Origin of the sequence: Curtobacterium sp. TC1, assembly GCF_019844075.1 — a bacterium.
Taxonomy (GTDB): domain Bacteria; phylum Actinomycetota; class Actinomycetes; order Actinomycetales; family Microbacteriaceae; genus Curtobacterium.
The window spans coordinates 310,492-337,218 of the sequence record NZ_CP081964.1; the positions used below are offsets into that span (position 1 = coordinate 310,492).

Below are 26,727 nucleotides of genomic sequence, written 5' to 3' on the forward strand. Positions count from 1 at the left end.
CGTCCGATCGGCAGAAACGCAGTTTTTACACGAAGATGTTTGTTTTTCCAACGGCTTTGGCCATTGACTGTGTGCGTGCCGCTCGGCACGCGTGCTCCACCTCCCCAGAACTCCCACGCACCAGGAGACACACATGACCAAGCCCCGCCGCTGGGCGCTCCTCACCGGAGCAGCGCTCGCCGTGAGCGCCCTGCTCGCCGGATGTTCCGGGGGCGGCTCCGCCACCTCGAACGCGAACACGGACGAGATCGACTACGCCCTCCCCGCCAACTTCACGCCCAACTGGATCCTGCCGATCGGCACCGCCGCGCACCTCAACACCAACAACGGCTCCATCGCGCAGTCGCTGTACGAGCCGCTCGTCGCGTACGACGGCTCCACCGGCAAGATCGCGTGGAACAAGGACGGCTCCGTCGCCACGGACGCGGAGTTCGCCGACGACGGCAAGAGCGTCGAGATCACCCTCGGTGACCGGCACTGGTCCGACGGCGAGGCGATCACCAGCCGCGACGTCGAGTTCTGGTTCAACCTGATCAAGGCGAACAAGGACCAGTGGGGCTCGTACTCGAAGGGCAAGGCGCCCGACAACTGGACGTCGTTCAAGGTCGTCGACGACACCCACTTCACGATCACGTTCGACAAGGCGTACAACTCGGACTGGATGCTCGCCAACCAGCTGAGCCACATCATCCCGCTGCCGCAGCACGCCTGGGACAAGACGAGCGCGAGCGCGAAGGTCACCGACGCCGACGAGACCACCGCCGGCGCGAAGCAGGTCTGGAAGTACCTGAACACCGCGGCCGGCAAGATCTCCGACTACGCCACCGACGACCTGTGGAAGACCATCTCCGGTCCCTACGGCGTCAAGGCGTTCACCACGGCCGGCAAGGTCACCCTCACCGCGAACACGAAGTACGACGGTGGTGAGAAGCCCTCGATCACGACCGTCAACCTGCTGCCGTTCACGACGGCCGATGCCGAGGTGAACGCGGTCCGCTCCGGCGAGGTCGACTACGGCTACATCAACGCCACGGACATGGACCAGGAGTCGTCGTTCACGGCGAAGGGCTACGAGGTCGAGCCGTGGACCGGCTGGGCGATCACGTACATGCCGTACAACTTCAACAACCCGGACATGGGTGCGGTCTTCAAGCAGCTGTACGCCCGCCAGGCCGTGCAGATGTCGATCGACCAGAAGTCCCTGTCGAAGGTCGTCTTCAACGGCACCGCCACCTCGACCTACGGTCCGATCCCGCAGGCGCAGGAGTCCGACTACGTCTCCGACGTGCAGAAGGGCAACCCCTACCCGTTCAGCACGTCGAAGGCCAAGGACCTGCTGACCAGCCACGGCTGGGAGGAGCAGGGCGGCACGATGGTCTGCACCGACCCGGGCACGTCGGACAGTCAGTGCGGCGAGGGCGTCAAGGACGGCACGAAGTTCACCATGGGCGTGCTGTCGCAGTCCGGCTCGACCGTGACCGACAACATGATGAGCGCGATCCAGTCCTCGCTCGCGAAGACCGGCATCGGCTTCACCATCAAGACCGCGCCGGTGTCGAGCGTGCTGTCGCAGACCCCGACGTGCACGAGCGACGAGGCCAGCTGCGACTGGGACCTGTCGTTCTTCGGCACCGCGGGCAGCTGGTACTTCCCGGCCTACCCGACCGGTGAGTCGCTCTTCCAGACCGGTGGTTCGGCGAACTTCGGCAGCTACTCGAACAAGCAGGTCGACGACCTCATCGACGCGACCACCACCTCGACCGACGCCACCGCCGTGCAGGACTACAGCGCAGCGGTCGCGAAGGACCTGCCGGTGATCTGGCTGCCGAGCCCCGACTACCAGATCTCGGTCGTCAAGAAGGGCCTGTCCGGGTTCGACCAGGACTCGCTCGCCAACTTCCACCCGGCCCAGTGGAAGTGGACCAAGTAGGAACGTGACCACGGACGGAAGGCGCGGTGTGCGCCCGACGCGCACCGCGCCTCCCGTCCGCTCCGACGCAACAACCAGACGACGGAAGCCGCATGACCACAGTCCTCTACCTCACCAGGCGCGTCCTGCAGGCGCTCGCGGTGATCCTCATCGTCACGATCGTGGTGTTCTGCCTGCTGCACGCGCTGCCCGGCGGACCCGCCCGCGGTGTCCTCGGCGTCTCGGCCACGCCCGCGCAGATCACCGCGTTCAACCAGGCGCAGGGACTCGACCAGGCCCTGCCGGTGCAGTACCTGCGCTTCCTCGGCCGCCTGCTCACGGGTGACCTCGGCACCTCGTACACGCTCAACGAACCGGTGTCGCAGCTCATCGCCGAGCGCCTGCCGAAGACCCTCGTCCTCACCGGCATCTCCGCCGTCCTCGGCCTCGTCGTCGCGATCCCGGTCGGCATGCTCCAGGCAGCCCGCCGCAACGGCGCGGTCGACTACGCCGCCACCGCGCTGGCCTTCGTCTTCTACTCGACGCCGGCCTTCTTCCTCGGCCTCGTCCTGATCATCGTGTTCAGCCAGCAGCTGCCGTGGCTGCCGTCGCAGGCGCCGAGCGGCAACACCCTCGCCGAGGTGTTCCAGGACCCGGCCGGGCTCGTCCTGCCCGTCGTCACCGGAGCGCTCGCGATGATCGCCGTGTTCAGCCGGTACATGCGGGCCTCGACCCTCGAGAACCTGCAGGAGGACTACGTCCGCACCGCCCGCGCCGGGGGAGCGTCGACGATGACGATCCTGCGCCGCCACGTGTTCCGGAACTCGCTGACGCCCGTCGTCGCGATGCTCGGCTACTACCTGCCCGTGCTGTTCGGCGGTGCCCTCGTCACGGAGCAGCTCTTCAACTACCCCGGCATGGGGCTCCTGTTCTGGAACGCGGCGCAGTCGTCGGACTACCCGACGCTGCTCGGCTGTGTCCTCGTCATCTCCATCGCGACCGTCATCGGCACCCTGCTCGCTGACGTCGCGCAGTCATTGATCGATCCCCGAGTGAAGGCGAGCCGAGCATGAGCGCCGTGACAGTGATCGACACTGCGTCCACCCATGACGTGAAGGCGAGCCGAGCATGAGCGCCGTACAACTGGCACCCGAAGCCCCGGGCGCGCCCGTCACGGTCGCGGCCACCGGGTTCCGGCTCGCCGCCCGCCGGTTCCGCGGCAACACGCTCGCCGTGATCGGCCTGGCCGTGATCGTCGTCATCGTCCTGTTCTGCTTCGTCGGGCCGTTCCTGTACCCGACGGACCAGACCCACACCCTGCTCGAGCAGGCCAACCAGGGTCCGAGCGCCGCGCACTGGCTCGGCACCGACGCCGTCGGCCACGACGTGCTCGGCCGGCTGATGTACGGCGGCAAGGTCTCGCTCATGGTCGGCATCGCCGCCGGGGTCCTGGCCACGGTCGTCGGCACCCTGTGGGGTTCGGTCGCCGGGTACGTCGGCGGCTGGGTCGACGCGCTGATGATGCGCGTCGTCGACGCGGGCATCGCGATCCCGGCGCTGTTCATCCTGCTCGTCATCTCGGCCATCACGACCCCCGGCGTCGCCGGGCTCATCCTGATCCTCGGTCTGGTGTCGTGGCTGGTGCCCTCCCGCCTGATCCGCGCCGAGACCCTGACGCTGAAGAACCGCGACTACGTGCTGACGCTGCGCGCGATCGGCGGCTCGCACGCCCGCGCCATCGGCAAGCACCTGCTGCCGAACTCGGTGTCCACGATCGTCGTCGCCGCCACCTTCCAGGTCGCCGACGCGATCCTGCTCGTCGCCTACGTCTCGTACCTCGGCCTCGGCGTGCAGCCGCCCGCGACGGACTGGGGCGGCATGCTCTCGGCGGGACTCACCGCCGCGTACTCCGGACGCTGGTGGCTCATCGTGCCGCCGGGTCTGGCCGTGATCCTGATCGTCTGCGCGTTCAACGCCGTGGGCGACGGGCTCCGGGACGCCTTCGACGTGAGGGGCCGCTGATGACCACCGAACCGATCCTGCGGACGTCCGACCTCGGCGTCTCCTTCAGCACCGAGTCCGGCACCGTGTCGGCCGTGCGGGGCGTGTCCCTGACGGTCGCCCCCGGCGAGACGCTCGCCCTGGTCGGCGAGTCCGGGTCCGGCAAGTCCACCGTGGCGCTCGCCGCGATGGGCCTGCTCTCCGGCAACGCGACCGCGACGGGCAGCGCCGAGGTCGCGGGACACCAGGTGGTGGGCGCCCCCGAACCGTCGCTCCGTGCACTGCGGGGCTCCACGGTGTCGATGGTCTTCCAGGAGCCGGCGACCGCCCTCGACCCGCTCACCCGGGTCGGCGCGCAGATCGCCGAGGTGATCCGGAACCACCGCGACGTCTCCGCGTCCGCCGCCGCGGCCGAGGCCGTCGACCTGCTCCGCCGCGTCGGGATCCCCTCGCCGGAGCAGCGGGCGCGGTCGTTCCCCTTCCAGCTGTCCGGCGGGCAGCGGCAGCGCGTGGTGATCGCGATGGCGATCGCGAACTCGCCGAAACTGCTCATCGCGGACGAGCCGACGACCGCGCTCGACGTGACGGTGCAGGCCGAGATCCTCGAACTGCTCCGGAAGCTCGCCGTCGACACCGGCACGGGCGTCCTGCTCGTGACGCACAACATGGGCGTCGTCGCGGACTTCGCGGACCGCGTCGCGGTCATGCTGCAGGGCGAGATCGTCGAGACCGGCGGCGTCGAGGACGTCCTGCTCCGCCCGGAGCACGAGTACACCAAGCGGCTGCTCGCCGCGGTGCCGCGGCTCGACGTGGCGGGCGACCGTCCCGCCGCTCCGGTCGGCGCGGGCTCCGCTGACGCGGCGGCCGGGAGGCCCGGTGCGGCCCCGGTGGTCGACCTGCGGGACGTCTCGGTGACCTTCGGGCGCGGGGCGCGCGCCGTCCAGGCGTTGCAGGGGATCGACATCGCCGTGCACGCGGGCGAGACGGTCGGCCTGGTCGGCGAGTCCGGCTCCGGCAAGTCCACCGCGGCCCGGGTGGCGCTCGGGCTCATCAAGCCGACGTCCGGCACGGTCTCGCTGTTCGGACAGGACCTGCGCAGCGCCAAGGGTCGTGACCGTCGGGCACTCCGGTCCGGCATCGGCGTCGTGCTGCAGGACCCCGTGGCCTCGCTCGACGCCCGGATGTCCGTCGCGGAGTGCATCGCCGAACCGCTCGCCGTGCACCGCCGTGGCATGTCGTCGGCGGACCGTCGCCGCCGGATCGACGAGGTGCTCGACGCCGTCCGGCTGCCGCGGACCCTGGCGTCCCGGGCCCCGCGTGAGCTCTCGGGTGGGCAGCGTCAGCGGGTCTCGCTGGCCCGTGCCCTGGTGCTCGAGCCGCGGTTGCTCGTCGCCGACGAACCGACCTCGGCGCTCGACGTCAGCGTGCAGGAGACCGTGCTCGAGGTCCTCGGCGAGCTGCAGGACGACCTGGGCTTCGCGTGCCTGTTCGTCTCGCACGACCTGGCCGTGGTGCAGCACTTCGCCGAGCGCGTCGTCGTGATGCGCCAGGGGGTCGTCGAGGAGCAGGGCACCACCGGCACGACGCTCCTGCATCCCACCACCGACTACACGCGACGCCTGCTCGCCGCCGTGCCGGTGCCGGACCCCGTCCTGCAACGGCAGCGGCGGACCGAGCGCCTCGCCTCGCTCGCGGCGGTGACCGCGTGACCCGGGTGATCGCCGGCGTCGACGTCGGCGGCACGAACACCAAGGTCGTCCTGACGACCCCGGACCTCGAGGTCGTCGACCGCGTCGACCTGCCGACGCCCGCCCACGCGGGCGGGGCGGCGATCGTGACGGCCGCCGTCGGGGCGGTGACGGGCCTGCTCGTCCGGCACCGGGCCTCCTTGGCGGGTGTCGGGGTGGGCGCGGCCGGCGTGGTCGACGCGGCCACGGGCACCGTCCTGGTGACGGGCAACTCGTTCACCGGCTGGGCCGGTTACGGCGTGACCCGCGCGGTCAACGACGCCCTCGGCGTGCCGGCGACGCTCGACAACGACGTGAACGCGTTCCTGCTCGGCGAGATCGCCACCGGCGCCGTCGCGGGGGAGTCCGACGTGCTCGGGATGACCCTCGGCACCGGGGTCGGCGGTGCGTTCGTGCTCGGCGGACGGCTGTTCGCGGGGCCGCGCGGCGCCGCCGGAGAGATCGGCCACGTGCCGGGCTTCGGCGACGCGCTGTGCACCTGCGGACAGGTCGGACACCTCGAGACCATCGCGGGCGCCCGCGGCATCGCCGACCGGTACGCCGAACGATCCGGCCGGCGGCTGTCGGCGCGCGACGTCGCGGTCGCCGCACGTGCCGGTGACACGGACGCCGCGGCCGTGTTCCAGGCCGCGGGGTGGGGACTGGCGCGCGCCGCCCTGCTCACCGCGGGCATCCTCGACGTCACGACGATCGTGATCGGGGGTGGCATCGCGCGGTCGTGGGACCTGCTCGAACCGGCCATCACCGCGGCGATCGCGGCCGAGCCCCCGGTGAGCGGCGCGACGATCCGCCTGGCGCAGTCGACCCTCGGGTCGGACGCCGTCGCGCTCGGCGCCGCGTCGCAGGTGCGCGCGCTGGTGCTCGAGGCCGAGCCGGCGTAGCGGCCGGCTCGGCGGCAGCCGGGGTCAGCGCACCCAGACGACGATGCCGCGCAGGTCGTGCAGCACCGCCGCCAGGCCCGCACGCAGCGCGCGGTCGGCGCGCTCCTCGGTGAAGGTGGACGGGTCGTAGTGGCTCGACGGCCCGAGTCCCTCGCCGCGGAAGCCGCCGCCGGTCCAGTCCGCGGCCGTCACGTTCGACGTCGGCTCGGCGATCTCGGCGCCGACGACCAGGAACTGCTGGTGCAGCGCGGTCGGCGACACCGCGGCGAGCGGGTCGACCATGTGGTTGCCGACGCTGATCACCAGGTCGGACCGCTCGTCGATCGCCCGGGTGACCGCGGCGATCCGGTCGTCGGCGTCCGTCGCCGACACCGTCGTGACGGTGACGTCCTCGTCCGCCGCCCACGACGCGACGGCGTCGAGCAGGGTCCGGGTCGGAGCGTCCTCCGCGTCGCCGGCGTCCGACAGGAGCACGACGTCGTAACCGTCGGGGGCGTGCACCCCGGACCACGAACCCGGCTCCGGGTGGATGGTGGCCTCGGGTGCCGGCGGCCGCGTCGGGTCGGAGAAGCCCGCGCCGAGGACACCGGCCGTGGCGTGCGCCGTCGCCGACGTGCCGGTGCCGGCGTCGGTTCCGGCTCCTGCGTCGGTCCCGCCGGGCGTCGCCGAGCACCCGGCCAGCACGGCGGCGCCGGCGCCGACGAGGGCGACGGCGGTCAGCAGGACGGTCGTCCGAGCGGCGAGGCGGGTCACTGCATCATCGAAACACGTCGGTGCGCCCCACCGGGCCGACTCCGGCGGCTGTCCGACACCTGTCCCACTGCTGGTCACCACCTGTTCACCTGCCGGTCGTCCGAGGGCCGGATCGTCTGCGCGTGCCTTCCGGAACCTCCGTCGCGCTCCTGCGCCCCCGCCCCGTCCGTCCGTCCCGCGCCGCCGCGCTGATCGCCCGGGTCGTCGCCGTGCTCCTGCTGCTCGGGGTGGTCGTCGTCGGCGTGCTGGCCGGGGCGTCGCCGGCATCGGCACACGGCTTCAGCTCGGTCGTCTACGCGAAGGTGACGTCGACGGAACCGACGGTCGTGCACGCGGAGCTCGGGCTCGAGTACGACCTGATGCTGGTGTCGGTCGCCACCAGCGAGCACGACGACCCCCTGCACACGCAGGGCCAGGCGGCCTGGGACGACGGCGACTTCCCCGGCATGGTGTCGGCGGCGGAGGCGCACACCGACGCCATCGGGAAGTACGTGTCCGACCGGTTCACGGTGACGGGGGCCGGCGGGCAGCGCTGCACGGCCGTGCTCGGGAAGACCGTGACGGTCGACCTGCAGGACGAGGTGCCGTACGCCCACCTGACGGCCGACTTCACCTGCCCCGAGCCGTCGGAGACGCAGACCGGACACGTCGTCCGGTCGACGCTGTTCCCGGACAGCGAGACCTTCGTGCGGGACACCAAGACGATCGTCACCTACGACGTCGACGCGAAGCAGGGGTCGGCGACACTCGACGCCGCGCAGCCGTCGTTCTCGACCGAGCAGTCGGCGGGGCAGCGCTTCTGGGAGTTCTTCCGCCTCGGCGCCGAGCACCTGCTGACCGGGATCGACCACATCCTGTTCCTCGTCGCGCTCATCGCCGGTTCACGACGTCTGCGCGAAGTGGTCTACACCGCGTCGGCGTTCACGATCGCGCACTCGATCACGTTCATCCTCGCCGCGCTCGGGGTGGTGAGCCCGCCCGCCATCGTCGTCGAGCCGCTCATCGCCCTGTCCATCGCGGCAGTGGCCGGCTGGTACCTGTGGCGGCTCTGGCGGCGCCGGTCGCGGGCGGACGAACTCGTGGTCGGTACGCACGGGCACTTCTCGCTCGACCGAGCCGGCTGGACGCGCCTGGCCGTCGTCTTCGCGTTCGGGCTGATCCACGGACTCGGGTTCGCCGGGGCGCTGGGCATCCACGAGGCGTTCTCGTGGCAACTGCTCGTGTCGCTCCTCATCTTCAACGTCGGCATCGAGGCGGTGCAGCTCGCGATCATCGTCATCGTGTTCCCGCCGCTGTCCCTCCTGCGCCGGAAGGCCCACCGTGTCTCGCTCTGGGTCACCGGAGCCGTCACCGCCGGGGTGTTCGTGATGGGGATGATCTGGTTCGTCGAGCGCCTCGCTGCAGGATGACCACGACTTGTCACTCAGCGTTTACCAAGACGTTTTGCAGTGCATGCAGAGTCTTCCGTGCTGCACCATCCCACGTCTGAGAAACGGACCACCATGAGTCTTCTGTCCGGCGCCACCACACGGCGCAGAACCACCACCCTCCGCGTGTGCGGAGCCGTCCTCGGGGCCGCGCTCATCGCCGGCGCCTCGATGGTCGGCACGAACGCCGCCACCGCGGCGACGAACACCCCCACCACCAACATCTCCACCGGCGGCCCGATCCACATCCTGCTGGGCGTCGGCGCCACCGAGAGCCAGCGCATCGCCTCGTGGTACTTCCCGACGAACGTCGCCCAGTCGCTCGAGATCCAGAAGACCGCGTCGATGACCGACGGGGTCTTCACCGACGCCAAGTCGACGATCGCCGCGTCGAGGGCCGCGAACACCGCCGTCGACACGAGCACGACGGACTCGAACACGAAGAACATCGACGGCATCGCCGCCGAGTCGGGCTACATCAACGCCCACGCCACGATCTCGGACCTCGAGCCGAACACCTCGTACACGTACCACGTCGGTGCGGCGGACGGGTCGGCATGGTCGGCGTCCTACACGTTCACCACGAAGAGCTTCTCCGGCGACTTCGACTTCCTGTTCTTCGGTGACCCGCAGATCGGTTCGTCGGGCTACGTCGACGACGACGGCGCCGGCTGGGCGGACACGCTGAAGTACGCCACGACCACCGAGCCGGACGCCGAGCTCCTGGTCTCCGGTGGCGACCAGATCGAGCACGCCAACAACGAGTACGAGTGGGGTGCGTTCGCCGACAGCAGCGACGTCCTCAAGCGCTACCCGTGGGCTTCGACCATCGGCAACCACGACGTCGGCGGCAAGGCGTACGAGCAGCACAACCAGGTGCCGAACTCGCTCAAGGTGCCGGACTTCTACCCGGGCGGCAACACCACCGCGAACTCGGGTGGCGACTACTGGTACATGTACAAGGGCGTCCTGTTCATCGACATCAACTCGAACGCCTACGCGGCCGGTTCGGACGCTGCCCACGTGAACTACGTGCGTGACGTCATCAACCGCTACGGCGACGACGCGAAGTGGACCACGCTGGTCTACCACCACTCGATCTACTCGCCGGCCGACCACGCGAACGACAAGGACAACCAGCAGCGCCGGTTCGACTTCACGCGTGCGTTCTCCGACATGGGCGTCGACCTCGTCCTGCAGGGCCACGACCACTCCTACTCGCGCAGCTACGCGATCAAGAACGGCAAGAAGGCCAACGTCAACGAGCAGCCCGCTGCTCCCGAGGTCTTCTCCGGCCCCGGCGGCGTCATCTACATGACGGCGAACTCGGCCTCCGGCTCGAAGTACTACGACCTGACCGCTCCGGACGCCACGCAGAGCGGCTACGGCGCGGACCCGCTCGACCCGACGGGCAAGCGCCACTGGGCCAACTCGGTCGAGAACCAGGAGCACGTCCGCACCTTCGTGAAGGTGTCGGTCACCGACGAGAAGCTCTCCGTGCAGGACATCCGTGCCGGTGACTGCACCACGCTCAACTCGGCGGTCCAGCACGGCAACGTCGACAGCTGCGGCGTGACGCTCCAGCCGACCGCCACCGCCGACCCGGCCGCGATCGGTTCGACGGTCGACCAGTTCGACCTGCACGCCACGCTGCCGGCGACCACCACGACGCTCGCCGTCTCCGCCGCGTCGCAGACCTACAACGCGGCGAAGCCGGCCACGGTCACCGCGACCATCGCCGGTGGCATCGGCAAGCAGCAGGGCACGCTGACGGTCTCGGACGGCAAGAAGGTCCTCGGTACCGTCCCCGTCAAGAACAGCACCGCGACCATGACGCTCCCGAGCGCCCTGGCCATCGGCACGCACGCGCTCACCGCCGAGTTCGTCAACGCGGACTCGACCTTCTCGGGCACCGACTCGGCGACCGCGAAGGCCACCACCGTCACCGTCACGAAGGCCCCGTCCCGCACGGCGCTCAAGTACAGCGGCGGCAAGGCGACCGTGCAGGTCAAGGCCACGGGCTTCACCGTCAACGGCACGGCGCGGATCTACCAGGGCACGAAGCGCCTGGCGACCGTCACCGTCAAGAACGGCAAGGTCACCTCGGCGCTCTCGCTGAAGAAGGGCACGCACAAGCTGCACGCCGTCTTCGCCGGCACCGACACCCTGACGACGAGCACCAGCCCGGTGCAGTCGATCGTCATCAAGTAACACCAGTGCACCGGGCGAGGGCCCCGCGACTCGGGTCGCGGGGCCCTCGTGCGTCGCTCAGCCCTGTGCGATCGTGGACGCCCAGCCCGCGATCGGTGCTGCGACGAGGGCGACGCCGACGGGCGTACCGGAATCTGCCCGACGCGACCCCGGTGTCGTTGTCGATGCGAACCGGCCGCACCAGGTGGAAGGCACAGGCGGCCGGGTCATCCTCCAGGACGATTCGCCGCGATCCGCTGCGTCCCTACTGTTGGCTCCAGAGCGTGCGGTGGCGCACGCTCTGGAGCCTCCGGGGAGAACCACCGTGAACCGTTCGCCGAGACGTCGTTCCGCCGTCGCACTGCACGTCGCCTGTTCGGCGCTGATCGCCGGAGCGCTCGCCGTCGGCGGTGCCGTCGTCGCCCTGCCGGCGAGTGCCGCTCCGGGCAACCCGGGCGCCACCGGCACGACCGGGACCGGCACGACCGGGACCGGCACGACCGGGACCGGCGCGACCGCGGGTACGGCTCCCGTGGCGGCGGGCGACGACTGGACGGTCACGCCGACCGACGGCGGGTACACCGTGACGCTCGACCTCGACGAGCCGCTGCCCCTCCGTGCCGCGGCACCGGTGCTCGTGGTCGACGGCGAGGACATCGGTGTCGCCCAGACGAGCCTCGACCAGCGGCAGCTCACGGTCACGACGACCGACCCCGCCGTGGCCGATGCCGACTCCGTCGAGCAGGGGTGGACCGGCGACGCGGAGCGGCAGTCGACCGGCCAGGCGCCCACCGCACCGCAGGCCGCTCCCGGTGCCGCACCCGCCCCGCTCACCGACGACCCCTCGGCTCCCGGGCAGTACGCGGTGGTCCGGGCCGACTACGACCTGGGCAACGAGGCTGTGACCCTCACCGGCTTCGGTGGCCGCAAGGGCGAGATGCGCGCGGCGGTCTTCCTGCCGAAGGACGCCCCCGGGAAGCGTCCGGTGGCGGTGTTCCTGCACGGCCGCCACGAGGCCTGCTTCGGCGGGACCCCGAACCGCCGAGCCTGGCCGTGCGGCCCGGGGCAGACCGACATCCCGAGCTACCTCGGCTACAACGCCGCCGCGACGGCGCTCGCCAGCCACGGCACGGTCGTCGTCTCGATCTCCGCGAACGCGATCAACGCGCTCGACGGCGCCCTGGCGGACGACGGCGGGGCAACGGCCCGCGGACAGCTCGTCCTCGACCACCTCAGCCTGCTGCAACGTGCGGACGCGGGGCAGGAACCCCGGCTGTCGCCACTGCTCACCGGCAAGCTCGACCTGACCGACGTCGGGCTCATGGGCCACTCTCGTGGCGGCGACGGTGTCGTCCGTGCGGCGCTGCTCAACATGCAGCGCACGAGCCCGTTCGGGATCAGGGCCGTCCTGCCGCTCGCACCCACCGACTTCGGGCGGATGACCCTCCCCGACACGAACCTGGCGGTCGTGCTGCCCTACTGCGACGGCGACGTCTCCGACCTGCAGGGTCAGCACTTCTTCGACGACTCCCGCACGGCCTTCGGCGACGACGTCCTGCGCTCGTCGGTCCTGGTGATGGGCGCCGACCACAACTTCTTCAACACCACGTGGACCCCGGGGAAGTACCCGAAGGCGTCGTCCGACGACTGGTGGGACGAGTCGGACGCCGTGTGCGGTTCGAAGGCGAAGAAGACCACGCGGCTGTCGTCCGACGCGCAGTACGCGGTCGGCACCAGCCTGATCAGCGGCTTCTTCCGCCTGACGCTCGGTGGCGAGCAGCAGTTCCTGCCGATGTTCGACGGCAGCAACCGCCAGCCCGCCGCGCTCGGCAAGGCCGACCTCCGGGTCAGCGCATCCTTTCCCGGCTCGAGCCGTCGTGACCTCGCCGTGTTCGACCACAAGGACCCTGCGATCACCACGACCGGGTCGATCACCTCGGCGACGTGCGCGAGCACGGACTCACTCCCGACGAAGCAGGGGCTGCCGGCCTGCGTGTCGATCTCGTCGAACGTGCCCGACTACACGCCCGCGTGGCTGGCAGCCTCCGTCCCGTCGACGCCGTCCTTGCACCTCACGCCGATCGGCGCGAAGTCCGGTGGGCAGCTCCACATCCCGGTGGCCGCCGCAGCCGCGGAATTCTCCGGCTTCCGAACCCTGTCGCTCCGCGTCTCGCCCGATGACACCACGGCGACGAACGCCGACCTCTCGGTGAGCATCCGTGATGCGGCCGGTGCGGTCGCCACCCGGAAGCTGTCCGACGTCAGCCGCGCCGGTCAGCTGCTCCCGGGCACGCGGAACTCGCCGCGGAAGACCTTGCTGCAGCAGGCGCAGATCCCGCTCGCGTCCTTCACCGGAGTCGACCTGACCACGGTGCGCGAGGTGACGATCGACGTCCCGAAGCAGAACGGCGGCGTCCTGCTGAGCGACGTGGCGCTGCTCCCCGCGGCGACGCTGGGCACGCCCGCCGTCACGGACCGGCCCACAGTGCGGATCGCCGACCGGTTCGTCGACGAGGGCAGTCGCCGCGCCTGGGTCTCCGCCGCCGTCGTCCTCTCCCGACCGGCGGAGGCGGCCACCACGGTGTTCTTCGACCTCGACCAGAGCTACGACAGCCGCATCCGACCGACCGTGCAGCCGGTGACCTTCCAGCCGGGCGAGGTCTGCAAGGCCGTCCGGGTCGCCGTGACCGGTGACCGGCAGCCGTCCGAGACCCGCACGTCCGCGTACCCGATGACGCTCAGCAACACCCAGGGCGGATCGGTGATCGGCGACTCGATCGGGGCGCTGACGATCCGCGAGGACGACGGCGTGCGCACGGGGAACGGTCGTCCCGCGGCGTCGGCCCCCGAGGTCGGGACTCCCGGCGATGCCTGCACCGAGGCCCAGGCGACGACCACCGCCGCCACCGCCACGCTCGGCAGCGCCAGTCGCCCCGGGACGATCGCCGTGTCCGCGAGCGGGTTCCGCGCCGGTGAGTCGGTCGCGGTGAGCATCGACCGCACCAGCCTCGGACGTGCGACCGCCGACGCGAACGGCAAGCTCCGCTTCAAGACCACGAAGGCCGGTTCGTTCGCTGCGGGGTCGCACGTCGTGCACGCCCTCGGCTACGGCTCCGGTCAGCGCGGGCGGGGGACGTTCACGACCCGGTAGGCCGTCGCCCGTCGCCGGACCCTTACCGGGTTCCCAGCCCACGGCCGGGTGCGCTCCATGCCCGACCGCGACGGTGGACCCATGTCAGGAACGTCGACCGTCTCCCCCGTCCGTTCCACCCTGCTGTCCGCGCGACTGCGATCGGTGGGCCGCAGCCGGACGGACCGGGCGCGGTGGGAGCGACCAGCGTTCCTCGGGCTGCTCGTGGCGACCGGGGTGCTGTACCTCGTCGGTCTCGGCGTGAACGGGTGGGCGAACTCGTTCTACTCAGCCGCGATCCAGGCCGGCAGCCAGAGCTGGGAGGCGTTCTTCTACGGTTCCTCCGACGCCGCGAACGCGATCACGGTCGACAAGCCGCCGGCGTTCCTCTGGGTGATCGGGGTGTCGGTCCGGCTGTTCGGGCTGAACTTGTGGTCGATCCTCGTCCCCCAGGCGCTGATGGGCGTGGCCTCGGTGGCGATCCTGTACCGGATCGTCCGTCGCCGGTTCACGGCAAGCGCCGCGCTGGTCGCCGGAGCCGCCCTCGCCGTGACCCCGGTGGCGACGCTGATGTTCCGCTACAACAACCCGGACGCGCTCCTGACGCTCCTGGTGGTCGGGGCGATCGCGCTGACCCTGCGCGGTGTCGAGTCCGGACGGATGCGCTGGGTGGTCTGGGCCGGCGTGCTCGTCGGACTCGGGTTCCTGACGAAGCAGCTGCAGGCGTTCCTCGTGCTGCCGCCGCTGGTCGGGGTGTACCTGTACGCGTCGCCGCGGCCGGTGCTGCGACGCGTCGGCCACCTGCTGGCGGCAGCCGTTGCCGTCGTCGTGTCGGCGGGGTGGTGGGTCGCCATCGTCGAGCTCGTGCCCGCGTCGTCCCGGCCGTACATCGGCGGCTCGCAGACGAACAGCTTCCTCGAGCTCACCTTCGGGTACAACGGGCTCGGCCGGGTCACCGGCGACGAGGACGGCAGCGTGGTGCCGGGCGGGTGGACCACGGGGGCCGGGTCGTGGGGTTCGACCGGCCTGACCCGGCTGTTCGGCTCGGAGTTCGCGACGCAGATCACCTGGCTGCTGCCGACCGCCCTGGTGCTCCTCGTCGTCGCCGTGGTCGCGGTCGGCGTCCGGAACCGCACCGACCCGAGGCTCGCCACGGTCCTGGTCCTCGGGACATCGCTGCTGACGACCGGCCTGGTGTTCAGCTTCATGGGTGGGATCTTCCACCCGTACTACACGGTCGCGCTCGCACCGTACATCGCCGGACTGGTGGGCATCGGGGCCGGGGTGCTCTGGCAGCGTCGTGCGGTCCTCGCCTGGCGGATCACGGCCGCCGTCACGGTCGCGGTGACGGGGGCGTGGTCGTTCCGGCTGCTCGACGAGACGGCCTCGTGGCAGCCCTGGATCCGGTGGGTGGTGCTGGCGTCCGCGGCTGTCGGTACCGTCCTCGTGCTCCTGCCGCCCCGCCGACGGAGCATCGGCGCAGCGACCGTGGCGGCGGTGCTCGTCGCGGCGCTGCTCGGACCCACGGCGTTCTCGGTGCAGACGGCGTCCGTCGCGCACAGCGGCGCGATCCCCTCGGCCGGGCCGGCCGTCGCCCGCGGCACGGGTGGCGGCGGAGCCACGCCCGGGGGCACCACCCCCGGCGGCGGAACCACCCCCGTCGGCGGAACCGCGCCCAGTGGGACAGCGGCCGGAACGAACGGACCCGGAAGCACACCGCCCGGCGCGAGCACGGGTGGCGCGACCCGGGCCGCCCCGCCCGGAGGCGCCGCGAACCTACTCGGCGGCTCGACGGAGGTCTCGAGCGAGCTCGTCGCCGTCCTGTCCGCCGATGCCGGGGACGCCACATGGCTCGCCGCGACCGTCGGCTCCAACAGTGCCGCGAGCTACCAGCTTGCGACCGGCGACCCGGTGATGGCGATCGGCGGCTACAACGGCACGGACCCCGCCCCGACGCTCGCACAGTTCCGGTCCGAGGTCGCAGCCGGGGCGATCCACTGGTTCATCGCCGGCTCATCCTCCGGGTCCGGCTCGACCACCACCTCGGACAGCACGACTGCCGACCAGATCACGGCGTGGGTCGCGGCGAACTTCACGTCGACGACGGTGGACGGTGTGACCCTCTACGACCTCACGGCCGCCTCGTGACCGAACCGCTCCGGTCCGGAGCGGGTCGGGAGGCTCGGCGTCCGCCGAAGTGCGGACTGGCGCGGCCCCTGAACGAGGGTCAGGATGCTGACCAGTTGCACAACGCAACGGGTCAGGTGCTTCCCCCGACAGAGGAGTCGTCATGAAGAAGTCCATCGCAGCCGCGTTCGCCGCCGCGGCCGTCATCACCGCGGGCGTGTTCGCCGCGTCACCCGCCTCGGCACTGCCGGCCAGCACGAAGGTCGTCGGCGGCGAGAAGGCCCCCACCACCTCGTGGGCGGTCCAGCTCGAAGCGTCGGGCGGCTCCATCCCGTCGGGCTACGTCAGCAACTGCACCGGTGAGCAGATCAACGCCTCGTGGATCCTCACCGCCCGCCACTGCATCGACGGCATCGGCGCGATGAACGTCTACCACTCGAACTCCACGACCAACCGGGGCACGGCCGTCGCCGTCGACCGCGTCAGTGCCTCGCCCGCGGGCGACATCGCCCTCGTCCACCTGCGGACCGCGTACGCGCTGTCCACGTACGCACCCCTCGACCTCACCGCGACCGCCAAGTCGAGCGGGACCGGCACCATCCAGGGCTACGGCCTGCGCGCGAACGCGACCCAGTCCGACGGGCTCTACCAGGCCACCGTCTCGCTCACCGGCGCGAGCACCGACGCCTACAGCGGTCGTGCCCAGCACCTCACGGGCGTGACCGGCGCCTCGAACCACGGTGACTCCGGCGGCCCGCTGCTCGTGAACGGCAAGGTCGTCGCCGTCTGCTCGACCGGTGACAGCGCCGACCCCGGCGCGAACACCAAGGCCGGCTCGAACTACGCCCTGCTGTCGCAGGCCTCGTCCTGGATCAAGACCACGGCCGGCGTCTGAACCGACAGGCGGACGGGAGGCCCGTGGCGGCGTCGCCACGGGCCTCCCGTCCGTCATCAGCCGTGTCCAGAGCGGCTGGTCGCCCACCCGCGCTGGGTCACGAGTTGTCGATCACACGGACGTAGTCGATCTTCATCTGCTGCGGGAACTGCGTCGTACCGTCCGGGTAGCCCGGCCAGCTGCCGCCGACGGCGAGGTTCAGCACGATGAAGAACGGCTTGTCGAAGACCCACGGATTGCCACCCGTGTCGGCGGGCGTGACCGTCTTGTACGCGACACCGTCGACCGACCAGGTGATCGATCCGGGCTTCCAGTCGACCGCGAACGTGTGGAACGTGTCCGCGAACGACCACCCCTGGGGGTGCTGGTAGCTCGACGTGATGCCCTGGCCGCCGGAGTACCCGGGCCCGTGGACCGTGCCGTGCACCGTCGCCGGCTCGTACCCGACGTTCTCCATCACGTCGACCTCGCCGGAGTTCGGCCAACCGACCTGGGGCAGGTCGGAACCGAGCATCCAGAACGCCGGCCAGATGCCCTGGCCGCGGGGGATCTGGATCCGCGCCTCGACGCGGCCGTACCGGGGCGTGTACTTGCCCTGCGTCGTGAGTCGGGCGCTGGTGTACGAACCGTCGGCCTCGCGCTTCGCCGTGATGACCAGGTTGCCCTGCCCGTCGAGCGCCGAGTTGTCGCGCGAGTCGGTGTAGTCCTCGAGCTCGTTGTTGCCCCAGCCGCCGCCGCCGGTCTCGTTCGTCCACGCCGATCGATCCGGTGCGCTGCCCGCGGCTCCGCCGAAGTCCTGCGACCAGACCACGTCGCCGCTCGCTGCGTTCGCGGGGTCCGCTCCCTGCAGGACGGGGCCCGCACCGAGTGCGAGGGCCGCCGCTCCGGCGACCGTGAGAGCGACCAGTCGCCGCTTCCGAGTGGTGTGCATCATCGATCCTCCCGGGATCAGTTGTACGAGGCGACGCGGTTCGGGGCGGTGTTGCCCGCCGGTGTCGGCACCGCACCACCGACGCCGTTGATGACGCTCGAGATGGTGCCGGTGTCGCCGAGCGAGACCGTGACCAGGCCGTGCGCGCGGACGCCAGCGGTCTGCGGGACCTCGAACGCCCGGTCTGCGTGCACCGCGGGGTTCGTGTTGAAGAAGCAGTAGACGCCGCCGCCCCAGATCTCGTGGCTCGTCACGTTCGCTGCCACCTTGTAGGCGGCGTATCCGGCGCCGGTCGGGCTCTGCCACGACGCGTTGTCCGGCACGTCGTAGGGCATCTCGTTCTGGAAGAAGATCGTCTTGCCGTTGTTGCCGTTCCACTGCACTTCGTACTTCTGGTAGTGCTCGACGAACAGCCCGGTGGCGAGGACGTCGTTGCCGTTCACCTCGACGCCGGTCGCCCCGGTGTTCACGGTCCACCCGGTCGCCGCACCGCCGTGGTCCGCGCGCCAGGCCCAGATGTGGTCGACGAGCGTGTCGTCGGCGTTCACCTGCAGCGTGGTCGAGGCCTTGCCCTGCACGCTCGATCCGACGCGGAAGAAGACGTCCTGGATGCTCTGCGGGTCGCCGGCGTGGTCGACGTGCGACCCGGACGCGCCGAGGCGGACCAACTGCGCGCTGTTCTGCGTGCCCGCATCGACCACGAGGTTCGAGACGTTCACCCCCGCGACGTCGGTCGAGGTCAGGACGGCGTTGCCCTTGGTCGGCACGAGCGTCGGGAAGCCGATGCCCGTCACGACGGTGTCCGCGCGGGTGACGTTGATCGCCGCGTCGAGCTGGTAGGTGCCCGGTGTGAAGAACAGGTTCAGCCCCTGGGCCAGCGCGCTGTTGATGGTCGCCGCCGAGTCGCCCGGGTGGGCGACGTAGAAGTTCCGCATCGGGATGTCGGTGCCGCCGGTGTTCGGCCACGTGACACCGCTCGAGTTCTGCCGCAGCGACGGGACGAACACGTGGTACTTGTTCGACGAGTCGACGTACAGGTAAGGCTTCTCCCGCGTCGTCGGGGTCGTGGCGAGCGTGGTGTAGCTCTTCGAGAAGTCGTTCGCCGGGGCGCCGTTCACCCCTGAGAACGTCATGTTCCAGTTGCCGCCCTGCCACGAGCCGATCGTGGAGTTCCGGGTGTACCACTGCTGCTGCGACCCGGAGGTCACCGTGCCGTCGACCTTGGTGTCGGCGATGTAGCCGCCCGACGAGTACCCCTGGCCGCCGTCCTGGTTGGACGGCCCCATCGTCAGGTTCCCCTTGATGTGCACCCGACGCATCGGCGCGGCCTGGGACACCGCCCACCGGTCGGTGCCGCCTTCGGGGACGATCGCCACGTTCTCGACCGACCGCCAGAAGTTCTGCGTCGCGTTCTTCTCGTCCCCGGCGTTCCATCCGGAATCGACGTTCACGGCACCGTTGATCGTCACGTCATCGGGGTTCTTCCCCAACCCGGCGACCGATGTGTAGAAGCCCAGGTTCGCCCAGACGCGGCCGTAGCTGCCAGGCTTGAACAGGAAGGCGTACCGCTGCGTGCCGAACTGCGCGCTCGTGCTGCGGAGCTGACTGGTGAAGGCGGCGTCGACGTCGGCCTGGATGGTCGACGCGGGCACCGAGGGATCGTAGATCTTGACGTTGCTCCCGAAGTCCGGGGTGTCGCTCGTCGTGACCGCCTGAGCGGAGACCGCGGGGACGAGGGCCCCCACGACACCGGCGCTCAAGGCGATCGCGACGAGCTGCTTCATCCGTCGTTGCATGATGCTCGATTCGTCATCGTGCGGCGTCGTTGCCACACGGAACAGACCGTAGACCTGTCGGAGCGCCCGGACAGTCGGACGAAAAGGGGACCAGTGGCGACCCAGGGTCGCAGCAGACCGACCCGGCGCGCGACGCTGAACGCGCGTCCACGCGCGACGACGACAGTGGAACGCATGAGCCAGTACGACAAGCGCGACCCGAACACCCTCTACCCGGCCCCGCCGTACCCGAAGCAGGAGCAGTCGCTGCCGGGTGCCGCCTGGAAGATGGACCCGAAGCCGGACCACGGCGAGGAGAGCTACGTCGGCCGTGAGCGGCTGACCGGCTACCGCGGTATCATCACCGGCGCCGACTCCGGCATCGGTCGAGCGGCCGCCATCGCGCTGTCGCGTGAAGGCGCCGACCTGGTGCTGTCCTACCTGCCGGACGAGCAGGAGGACGCCGAAGAGGTCCGCGACCTGCTCGAGTCCGAGGGCCGTCGCGCGGTCCTGTTCCCCGGTGACATCTCCGACGAGCAGTACTGCAAGGACCTGGTGCAGAAGGGCGTCGACGAGTTCGGCGGTCTCGACACCCTGGTCATGGTCGCCGGCCGCATGGACAGCAACGAGGACATCCTGACCCTCGACACGTCGATGTTCGACTCGACGTTCAAGACCAACATCTACTCGCTGTTCTGGCTGACCAAGGCTGCGGTGCCGCACCTCGAGCCGGGCTCCACCATCGTGACGACGGGTTCGATCCAGGCGTCGACGCCGTCGGCCGACAAGATCGACTACGCGGTGTCGAAGGGTGCGATCAAGCTCTTCACCGAGGCCGTCGCACAGCAGCTCGCCCCGAAGGGCATCCGCGTGAACTCCGTCGCCCCGGGACCGGTGTGGACGCCGCTGCAGCCGGGCTCCGACGACGCCGAGACCGTGTCGCACTTCGGCGAGACCTCGCCGTTCGGTCGACCCGGGCAGCCCGCCGAGCTCGGTGCCGCGTACGTGCACCTCGTGAGCCCGGAGTCCAGCTACCAGTCCGGATCCACGATCACGATCGCCGGCGGAACGCCCGCGTTCTGATCGGCGTCGTGACAGACGAGGAGACCACGTGTCCGCAGTGACGCACACCGTGTTGGTCGAGTGGGACGGAGCGGACCGGTCGTCCGAGGCCGACGCCCTGTCACGTGAGCACCTGCCGCGGATCGATGGTGTCGAGTCCGTGCAGTCGGGGACGAGCGTGAGCACCGAGGGGCTGGAGGGCGGGTTCCACTGGATGCTCGTGGTGCGGTTCCGTGATCGGGCGGCGCTCGCCGGGTACCTGCCGCACCCGGAGCACCGGCCGGTGGCCGAGTTCATCGGCGGGGCGAGTGCCCGGGTCGTGGTGTTCGACGTCGAGGACGCGGCGTAGGCGCGCGCTACTCCGCCCGGCTACTCCACCAACGACTGCGTCCCGAGCACGATCGCCAGCGCCAACCGCTCGGCGTCCACTGACCCCGGCACCGCCGTGTAGGCCAGGATCCGCAGGTCCTCCGGCCCGACGACCAGGGTGTCGCAGTCGAGCGTGATCAGCCCGACGTCGGGGTGGTCGACCACCTTGCGGCGGGCCGTCTCGCCCAGGGCCGTCGCGCCGGAGTCCCACAGCTCGACGAACCGCGGGCTCGCGGCCCGGAGGTCCCGCACGAGCTGCTGCAGCTGCCGGTCGAGGGGGTACCGGGCCGCGGTCATGCGGAGTCCGGCGACCAGGTTCGCCTCGAACGCGGCCTGCTCCTGCGGTGTGTGCACGGCCCGGCTGCCGGATCCGACCAGGTGTCGCCACGCGGTGTTGCGTTCGTTCCCGCGCAGCGCGCCGATCGGCCCCATCAGCGCGTCGTACGGGGCGTTGGCGACGAGCAGGTTCCCCGCGGCGTCGAGGACCGCGACCGGGGTGTCCGCCAGCCGGTCGAGCAGTCGCTGCACGCTCGGCGGGATCCGCGACGGCACCACGTCCGCGCCGGGGACGGCGTGCCCGGCCAGCCGGTAGAGCAGCTCGCGGTCGGCATCGGCGACCCGCAATGCCCGCACGAGCGCCTCGACGACCTGTGCGGACGGCGACGTCGCGCGTCCCTGCTCCAGGCGGGTCAGGTAGTCGGCGGAGATCCCCGAGAGCCCCGCGAGTTCCTCCCGGCGCAGCCCGGCCGCCCGACGCCGCGGCCCGACGGTCACGCCGGCAGCCTCGGGGGTGACGTGGTCGCGCAGCCGCCGCAGGGTGTGCCCGAAGTCCGTGTCCGCCATGCCCCCAGTCTGCGCGCACGTCGCGGTCGGGTCCTGGCCCTGCCGGTCCTACGACAACCGGGCGACTCCCTGCGGTCGCCGCCGAGCACGACGCTGGACCCATGACAACGACACTCATCACCGGGGCCACCCGCGGCCTCGGCACGGAAACCGCCCGCCAACTCGTCGCAGCCGGCCACACCGTCTGGATCGGCGCCCGCGACGCCGACCAGGGCGCCGCGGTCGCCGCCGAGATCGGCGCCCGCTCCGTCCAGCTCGACGTCCGCGACGACGACTCGGTCGCCGCCGCGTTCGCGCACGTCGCCGAGAACGGCGGACTCGACGTGCTGGTCAACAACGCCGGCATCGCCGTCTGGGGGCAGAGCGGGCCAGAGGCGCTCGCCGTCTTCGACACGAACGCCGTCGGCACGATCCGCGCGACCGAGGCCGCGTTGCCGCTCCTGCGTCGCTCCGCGAACCCGATCGTGGTGAACCTGTCGAGTGCGCTCGGCTCCTTCACCGCCACCCACGATCCGTCGAAGCCGGCGTTCACCGTGCCGGCCGTGGTCTACGGCGCGTCCAAGGCCGCCGTCTCGATGCTGACGGTGCAGTACGCGCGCGTCGTGCCCGAGGTGCACTTCGTGGCGATCGAGCCCGGCTACACGGCCACCGAGTTCGGTGGCATGCCGAACCCGCACGGGCGCCCCGTCGAGGTCAGCGCCGCGACGATCGCGGCCGCCGCGAGCGCGGGCCCGGAGGGCCCGACCGGCGTGTTCCTGGAGGACGGCCAGCCGCTCGGGTGGTGACGCCGCGACGGACGGGAGGCGCGGTGCCAGCTGGCACCGCGCCTCCCGTCCGCCGTGCGGTCGCGTCTACAGCAGCTGGCGCGCGTTGGTCGACGCGAGGTCCAGCAGCTCGTCGCCGCGACCGGACAGCACCGTGCGGATGGCGTAGAGCGTGAACCCCTTCGCCTGCTCGAGCGTGACCGCCGGGGGCATCGACAGCTCCTGCCGGTTCGCGCGCACCGAGACGAGCGCCGGCCCGTCGTGCGCGAGTGCGGCGGCCATGGCGTCCTCGAAGTCGTCGGAGACGTCGACCTTGAACCCCTTGATGCCGATCGCCTCGGCGACGGCGGCGAAGTCCGGGTTCTGCAGCTCGGTGCCGTAGTTCACGAACCCGGCCGCCTTCATCTCGAGCTCGACGAAGTTCAGCGATGAGTTGTCGAACACGACGATCTTCACCGGCAGCTTGTTCTGCACGATCGTGATGAGCTCCCCGAGGAGCATCGTCAGCCCGCCGTCGCCCGCGAGTGCGATCACCTGGCGGTCCGGGAAGGCCGTCTGCGCACCGATCGCCTGCGGCACCGCGTTCGCCATCGTGCCGTGCACGAACGACCCGATCAGGCGACGCTTGCCGTTCATCGTCAGGTAGCGCGACGCCCACACGACGGGGGATCCGACGTCCGGGATGAACACGGCGTCGTCGGCGGCGATCCGGTCGAGCACACGAGCGACGTACTGCGGGTGCAGCGGCTTCTTCCGGCCGGCGGGGACGGCCAGGTCGTCGAGCTTCTCGCGGGTCTTCCGGTAGTGCTTCAGGGCGGTGTCGAGGTGCGTCGTCGGGTGCGAACCGGTCAGCAGCGGGATGAGGGCGAGCGCGGTGTCCTTCACCGTGCCGACCAGGCCGATGTCGACCGGGTGCCGCCGGCCGAGCTGTGACCCACGGATGTCGACCTGCACGTGCTTCGCCTTGGCCGGGAAGAACTGCTGGTACGGGAAGTCCGTGCCGAGCATGAGCACGACGTCGGCGTCCTCCATCGCGCGGTACCCGGACGCGAAGCCGAGCAGCCCGGTCATCCCGACGTCGTAGGGGTTGTCCCACTCGATGTGCTCCTTGCCGCGCAGGGCGTGCACGATCGGGGCCTGCAGTCGCTCGGCGAGCGCGACGACCTCGTCGTGGGCGCCGGCGACGCCCGCACCCGCCAGGATGGTGACCTTGTCGGCACCGTTCAGCAGCTCGGCGGTGCGCTGCAGCTCGGCGTCGCTCGGCACGATCCGCGGCGTCGAGCGCTCGATGCGCGTGGTGCGGTCGTCCTTGGCCTCGGCGAGCAGGACGTCGCCCGGGATCACGAGCACGGCGACCCCGCGCTTCTCGACGGCCTCGCGCATCGCGATCTCGAGCAGGCGGGGCATCTGCGTCGGGTCGGCGACGTACTCGACGTAGACCGAGCACTCGCGGAACAGCTCCTGCGGGTGGGTCTCCTGGAAGTAGCCGGAGCCGATCTCGGCGGTGGGGATGTGCGCGGCGATCGCGAGCACCGGGACCCGCGACCGGTTCGCGTCGAACAGGCCGTTGATGAGGTGCAGGTTGCCCGGGCCGCAGCTGCCGGCGCAGACCGCGAGCTCACCGGTCAGCTCGGCTTCGGCGCTCGCCGCGAAGGCGGCGGCTTCCTCGTGGCGGACGTGCTCCCACCGGATCGTGCCGTCCTTGCGCAGGGCGTCGGTGAAGCCGTTGAGGGAGTCCCCCGGCAGGCCGTAGACGCGCGCGACGTCGTTCTTGCGGAGGGTGGCGACGATGTTCTCGGCAACGGTTGGCATGCGTCCTGTCTACTCGCGGACGGCTGCGCTGAGTGCTTTCAGAGGCTCGCCGGGCCCGTGGTCGGGCCGGGGCTGGGACGATGGTCGGATGACCGACGCGCCGCAGCTCCGCCCCCGCCGACCGGAGCCCGACGCGCACGGCATCCTCGAGCCGTCGCCCTACCCGCTCGTGTCGGTCGCGATCGCGGTCATCGCGGTGGTCGTCATCACGCTCGTCGGATTCGCCCTGGGCACGGTCGACCTCGGGCTCTCGAAGGCCCTGAACGCCCTGCACACGGGCGCGGTCGGGGCGTTCACCACCGCCGTCTACCACGTCATCAGTCCCGCTCCGGCGATCGGGATCACCGTCGTCGTCGTGGCCGTGATCTGGTGGCGCACCCGGAGCCTCCGCCCCGCCCTGGCCTTCGGCGGCACGATCGCCGTCACCTGGGTCCCCTCCGCGGTCGTCAAGGAGATCGTCCACCGCGCTCGGCCCGACGTCGCCGTGCTGCCGCACCCGTTCCCGGTGCAGCCCGACCCCGGCTACCCGAGCGGGCACACCGTCTACATCACGGCGTTCGTGATCGCGCTGATCTGGCTGCTGCGCGAGACGCGGTGGCACCGGCTCGCGCTGACGCTCGGGGTCGTCGCGATCGTCGTGGTGTTCTTCTCGGTGTCGATCGACGTGGTGCACTACCCGACCGACGCGGCGGCCTCGATCCTGTGGGCGCTCGCCGTCGCCCCGGGCGTGCGGGTGGTGTGGGTCGACTGGCTGATGCCGCGGATCCCGTTCCTGCGGGGGCGGTGACCGACCCGGAACGACGTCCTCGTCGTCGTGCGACGTCGATGATGTCGTTCCGGGTCGGGCCCGACCGGGTCAGGCGAGGCGGGTGCGCCCCCGGGCGACGAGCAACGCCACGACGGCGACCACGGCGGACGCGAGCATCACGACCGCCAGCGGCGCAGCCGTCGCCGAGCCACCGATGCTGACGAGCGGCGACACCAGCGCGGCGAGCCCGAACTGCAGCGCGCCGAGCACGGCCGACGCGCTGCCGGCAGCAGCGGGGACCGCACCGAGCGCGAGCGCCGTCGCGTTGCCGAGCACCAGGCCGAGCGAGCCGACCGCGGTGAACAGCGGGACGGCGAGCCAGAACACCGGCGCCGAGAAGACGACGAGCAGTGCGAACACGACCGTCGACGCGAACACCAGGGCGATGCCGAGCGACAGCACGCCGGTGACCGAACGGGTCTCGGTGAGCTTGGCGGACACGATGCTCACCCCCATCAGGGCCAGCGCGTTCAGCCCGAACGCCAGGCCGTAGCCGACGGTGCCGAGCCCGATCATGTCCTGGTACAGGAACGGGGAGGCCGAGATGTAGGCCATCATCACGGCGAACGCGAAGCCGAACACGGCGATGTAGCCGAGGAACGTGCGGGATCGCAGCGCGCGGAGCGGCGAACCGGAGCCCTTGCGTTCCTCGCGCAGCACGTCGCGGTGGGCCTTGAGGTGGGTCTCACGGATGACGGCGAGCACCGCGACGAGCATGACCACCGACAGGCCGAGCACGATCGACAGCAGTCCGCGCCAGCCGATCGGGCCGGTGAGCAGGCCGCCGAGCAGCGGTGCGACGACGGGGGCGACCCCGCCGACGATCATCATGAGCGAGAACGCGCGGGCGGCGGGCTTGCCGGTCGCCAGGTCGGAGATGACCGCACGGCTGATCACCATGCCGGCGGCGCCACCGAGTCCCTGCAGGAGTCGTGCGGCGATGAGCACGCCGATGTTCGGGGCGACGACGACGGCGATGCTCGCCAGGACGCACAGTCCCGCGCCGGCGATGAGCGGCGGCACGCGGCCGAACCGGTCGGACAGTGGCCCGAAGACGAGCTGGCCGGCCGTCACGCCGACCAGGAACGCGGTCAGTGTGAGCTGCACGGTGGTGGCGCTCGCACCGAGTTCGGTGGTCATCTGCGGGAACGCCGGCAGGTACAGGTCGGTGGCGAAGGGGGCGACGGCGCTGAGCAGGCCGAGCACCAGCAGCAGCGGGGTCGTGATGCCCTGCTGCCTGGTCGTGGGTGTCGCGACGTGCGCGCGGATGGTTCCGGTGTCCGTGGTCATTGTTATGAAAGC

General features: G+C 70.9%; 20 protein-coding genes. 14 read left to right on the plus strand and 6 right to left on the minus strand.

All coding sequences use genetic code 11. The features are described from left to right. Positions 1-133 precede the first annotated feature (133 nt). The 5 genes from KZI27_RS02620 to KZI27_RS02640 all read left to right on the plus strand — a co-directional run bounded on the left by KZI27_RS02620 (position 134) and on the right by KZI27_RS02640 (position 6,539). Complete coding sequence (locus KZI27_RS02620) at positions 134-1,930, plus strand: peptide ABC transporter substrate-binding protein (RefSeq protein ID WP_222659203.1); 1,797 nt, start codon at positions 134-136, stop codon at positions 1,928-1,930. A gap of 92 nt (positions 1,931-2,022) precedes the next feature. Beyond that, on the plus strand, positions 2,023-2,982 hold the full coding sequence (locus KZI27_RS02625) for an ABC transporter permease (RefSeq protein ID WP_222659204.1): 960 nt from the start codon (positions 2,023-2,025) through the stop codon (positions 2,980-2,982). Positions 2,983-3,037: 55 nt separating this feature from the next. After that, a complete protein-coding gene (locus KZI27_RS02630) occupies positions 3,038-3,931 on the plus strand; it encodes an ABC transporter permease (RefSeq protein WP_111085912.1) in 894 nt (297 codons plus the stop codon). Further along, positions 3,931-5,619 carry a dipeptide ABC transporter ATP-binding protein gene (locus tag KZI27_RS02635; RefSeq protein ID WP_222659205.1) on the plus strand — a complete coding sequence of 563 codons (1,689 nt, stop codon included), beginning with the start codon at positions 3,931-3,933 and terminating at the stop codon, positions 5,617-5,619. Before KZI27_RS02630 ends, KZI27_RS02635 begins: the two co-directional genes overlap by 1 nt. After that, positions 5,616-6,539 (plus strand): ROK family protein, encoded by a 924-nt coding sequence (locus KZI27_RS02640; RefSeq protein WP_220036441.1) that lies wholly within the window; start codon positions 5,616-5,618, stop codon positions 6,537-6,539. Before KZI27_RS02635 ends, KZI27_RS02640 begins: the two co-directional genes overlap by 4 nt. A 24-nt stretch (positions 6,540-6,563) precedes the next feature. Here KZI27_RS02640 and KZI27_RS02645 read toward each other — a convergent pair whose 3' ends face one another. After that, the gene (locus tag KZI27_RS02645) at positions 6,564-7,292 is read right to left on the minus strand and encodes a hypothetical protein (RefSeq protein ID WP_222659206.1); all 729 of its coding nucleotides are present in this window, start codon (positions 7,290-7,292) and stop codon (positions 6,564-6,566) included. 122 nt (positions 7,293-7,414) lie between these two features. Here KZI27_RS02645 and KZI27_RS02650 point away from each other — a divergent pair, with 122 nt between their 5' ends. The 5 genes from KZI27_RS02650 to KZI27_RS02670 all read left to right on the plus strand — a co-directional run bounded on the left by KZI27_RS02650 (position 7,415) and on the right by KZI27_RS02670 (position 17,061). Then, on the plus strand, positions 7,415-8,701 hold the full coding sequence (locus KZI27_RS02650) for a HupE/UreJ family protein (protein WP_222659207.1): 1,287 nt from the start codon (positions 7,415-7,417) through the stop codon (positions 8,699-8,701). A gap of 93 nt (positions 8,702-8,794) precedes the next feature. Beyond that, complete coding sequence (locus KZI27_RS02655; protein WP_261784030.1) at positions 8,795-10,930, plus strand: Ig-like domain repeat protein; 2,136 nt, start codon at positions 8,795-8,797, stop codon at positions 10,928-10,930. 304 nt (positions 10,931-11,234) lie between these two features. Next, positions 11,235-14,060 carry a hypothetical protein gene (locus KZI27_RS02660; RefSeq protein WP_222659208.1) on the plus strand — a complete coding sequence of 942 codons (2,826 nt, stop codon included), beginning with the start codon at positions 11,235-11,237 and terminating at the stop codon, positions 14,058-14,060. Positions 14,061-14,141: 81 nt separating this feature from the next. Beyond that, positions 14,142-16,187: an ArnT family glycosyltransferase gene (locus KZI27_RS02665; protein WP_261784031.1), complete on the plus strand. Its 2,046-nt coding sequence runs from the start codon at positions 14,142-14,144 to the stop codon at positions 16,185-16,187. A 142-nt stretch (positions 16,188-16,329) separates the two neighbouring features. Beyond that, a complete protein-coding gene (locus tag KZI27_RS02670) occupies positions 16,330-17,061 on the plus strand; it encodes a S1 family peptidase (RefSeq protein WP_123310882.1) in 732 nt (243 codons plus the stop codon). A 97-nt stretch (positions 17,062-17,158) separates the two neighbouring features. Here the strand turns inward: KZI27_RS02670 and KZI27_RS02675 are convergent, their stop codons facing one another. Further along, positions 17,159-17,992, minus strand: coding sequence for a family 16 glycosylhydrolase (locus KZI27_RS02675; RefSeq protein WP_222659210.1), 834 nt, complete (start codon positions 17,990-17,992; stop codon positions 17,159-17,161). Positions 17,993-18,009: 17 nt separating this feature from the next. Beyond that, positions 18,010-19,824 carry a hypothetical protein gene (locus KZI27_RS02680; protein ID WP_261784032.1) on the minus strand — a complete coding sequence of 605 codons (1,815 nt, stop codon included), beginning with the start codon at positions 19,822-19,824 and terminating at the stop codon, positions 18,010-18,012. Positions 19,825-19,962: 138 nt separating this feature from the next. On the opposite strand from KZI27_RS02680, the gene KZI27_RS02685 reads away from it, so the two are divergent. Beyond that, positions 19,963-20,850, plus strand: coding sequence for an SDR family oxidoreductase (locus tag KZI27_RS02685; protein ID WP_222659211.1), 888 nt, complete (start codon positions 19,963-19,965; stop codon positions 20,848-20,850). A 28-nt stretch (positions 20,851-20,878) separates the two neighbouring features. Next, positions 20,879-21,178 (plus strand): Dabb family protein, encoded by a 300-nt coding sequence (locus KZI27_RS02690; RefSeq protein ID WP_123310873.1) that lies wholly within the window; start codon positions 20,879-20,881, stop codon positions 21,176-21,178. Between the two features lie 20 nt (positions 21,179-21,198). Here KZI27_RS02690 and KZI27_RS02695 read toward each other — a convergent pair whose 3' ends face one another. Beyond that, entirely contained in the window at positions 21,199-22,041 is an 843-nt protein-coding gene (locus tag KZI27_RS02695) for a helix-turn-helix transcriptional regulator (protein WP_222659212.1), read from the minus strand. A 101-nt stretch (positions 22,042-22,142) separates the two neighbouring features. Here KZI27_RS02695 and KZI27_RS02700 point away from each other — a divergent pair, with 101 nt between their 5' ends. Further along, positions 22,143-22,826, plus strand: coding sequence for an SDR family NAD(P)-dependent oxidoreductase (locus KZI27_RS02700; protein WP_222659213.1), 684 nt, complete (start codon positions 22,143-22,145; stop codon positions 22,824-22,826). Positions 22,827-22,892: 66 nt separating this feature from the next. Here the strand turns inward: KZI27_RS02700 and poxB are convergent, their stop codons facing one another. Beyond that, positions 22,893-24,617 carry a ubiquinone-dependent pyruvate dehydrogenase gene (gene poxB, locus KZI27_RS02705; protein WP_222659214.1) on the minus strand — a complete coding sequence of 575 codons (1,725 nt, stop codon included), beginning with the start codon at positions 24,615-24,617 and terminating at the stop codon, positions 22,893-22,895. 88 nt (positions 24,618-24,705) lie between these two features. Between poxB and KZI27_RS02710 the strand changes: the two genes are divergently transcribed. Beyond that, positions 24,706-25,404 (plus strand): phosphatase PAP2 family protein, encoded by a 699-nt coding sequence (locus KZI27_RS02710; RefSeq protein ID WP_222659215.1) that lies wholly within the window; start codon positions 24,706-24,708, stop codon positions 25,402-25,404. A gap of 69 nt (positions 25,405-25,473) precedes the next feature. Here the strand turns inward: KZI27_RS02710 and KZI27_RS02715 are convergent, their stop codons facing one another. Then, a complete protein-coding gene (locus KZI27_RS02715) occupies positions 25,474-26,715 on the minus strand; it encodes a multidrug effflux MFS transporter (protein WP_222659216.1) in 1,242 nt (413 codons plus the stop codon). Positions 26,716-26,727: the final 12 nt, after the last annotated feature.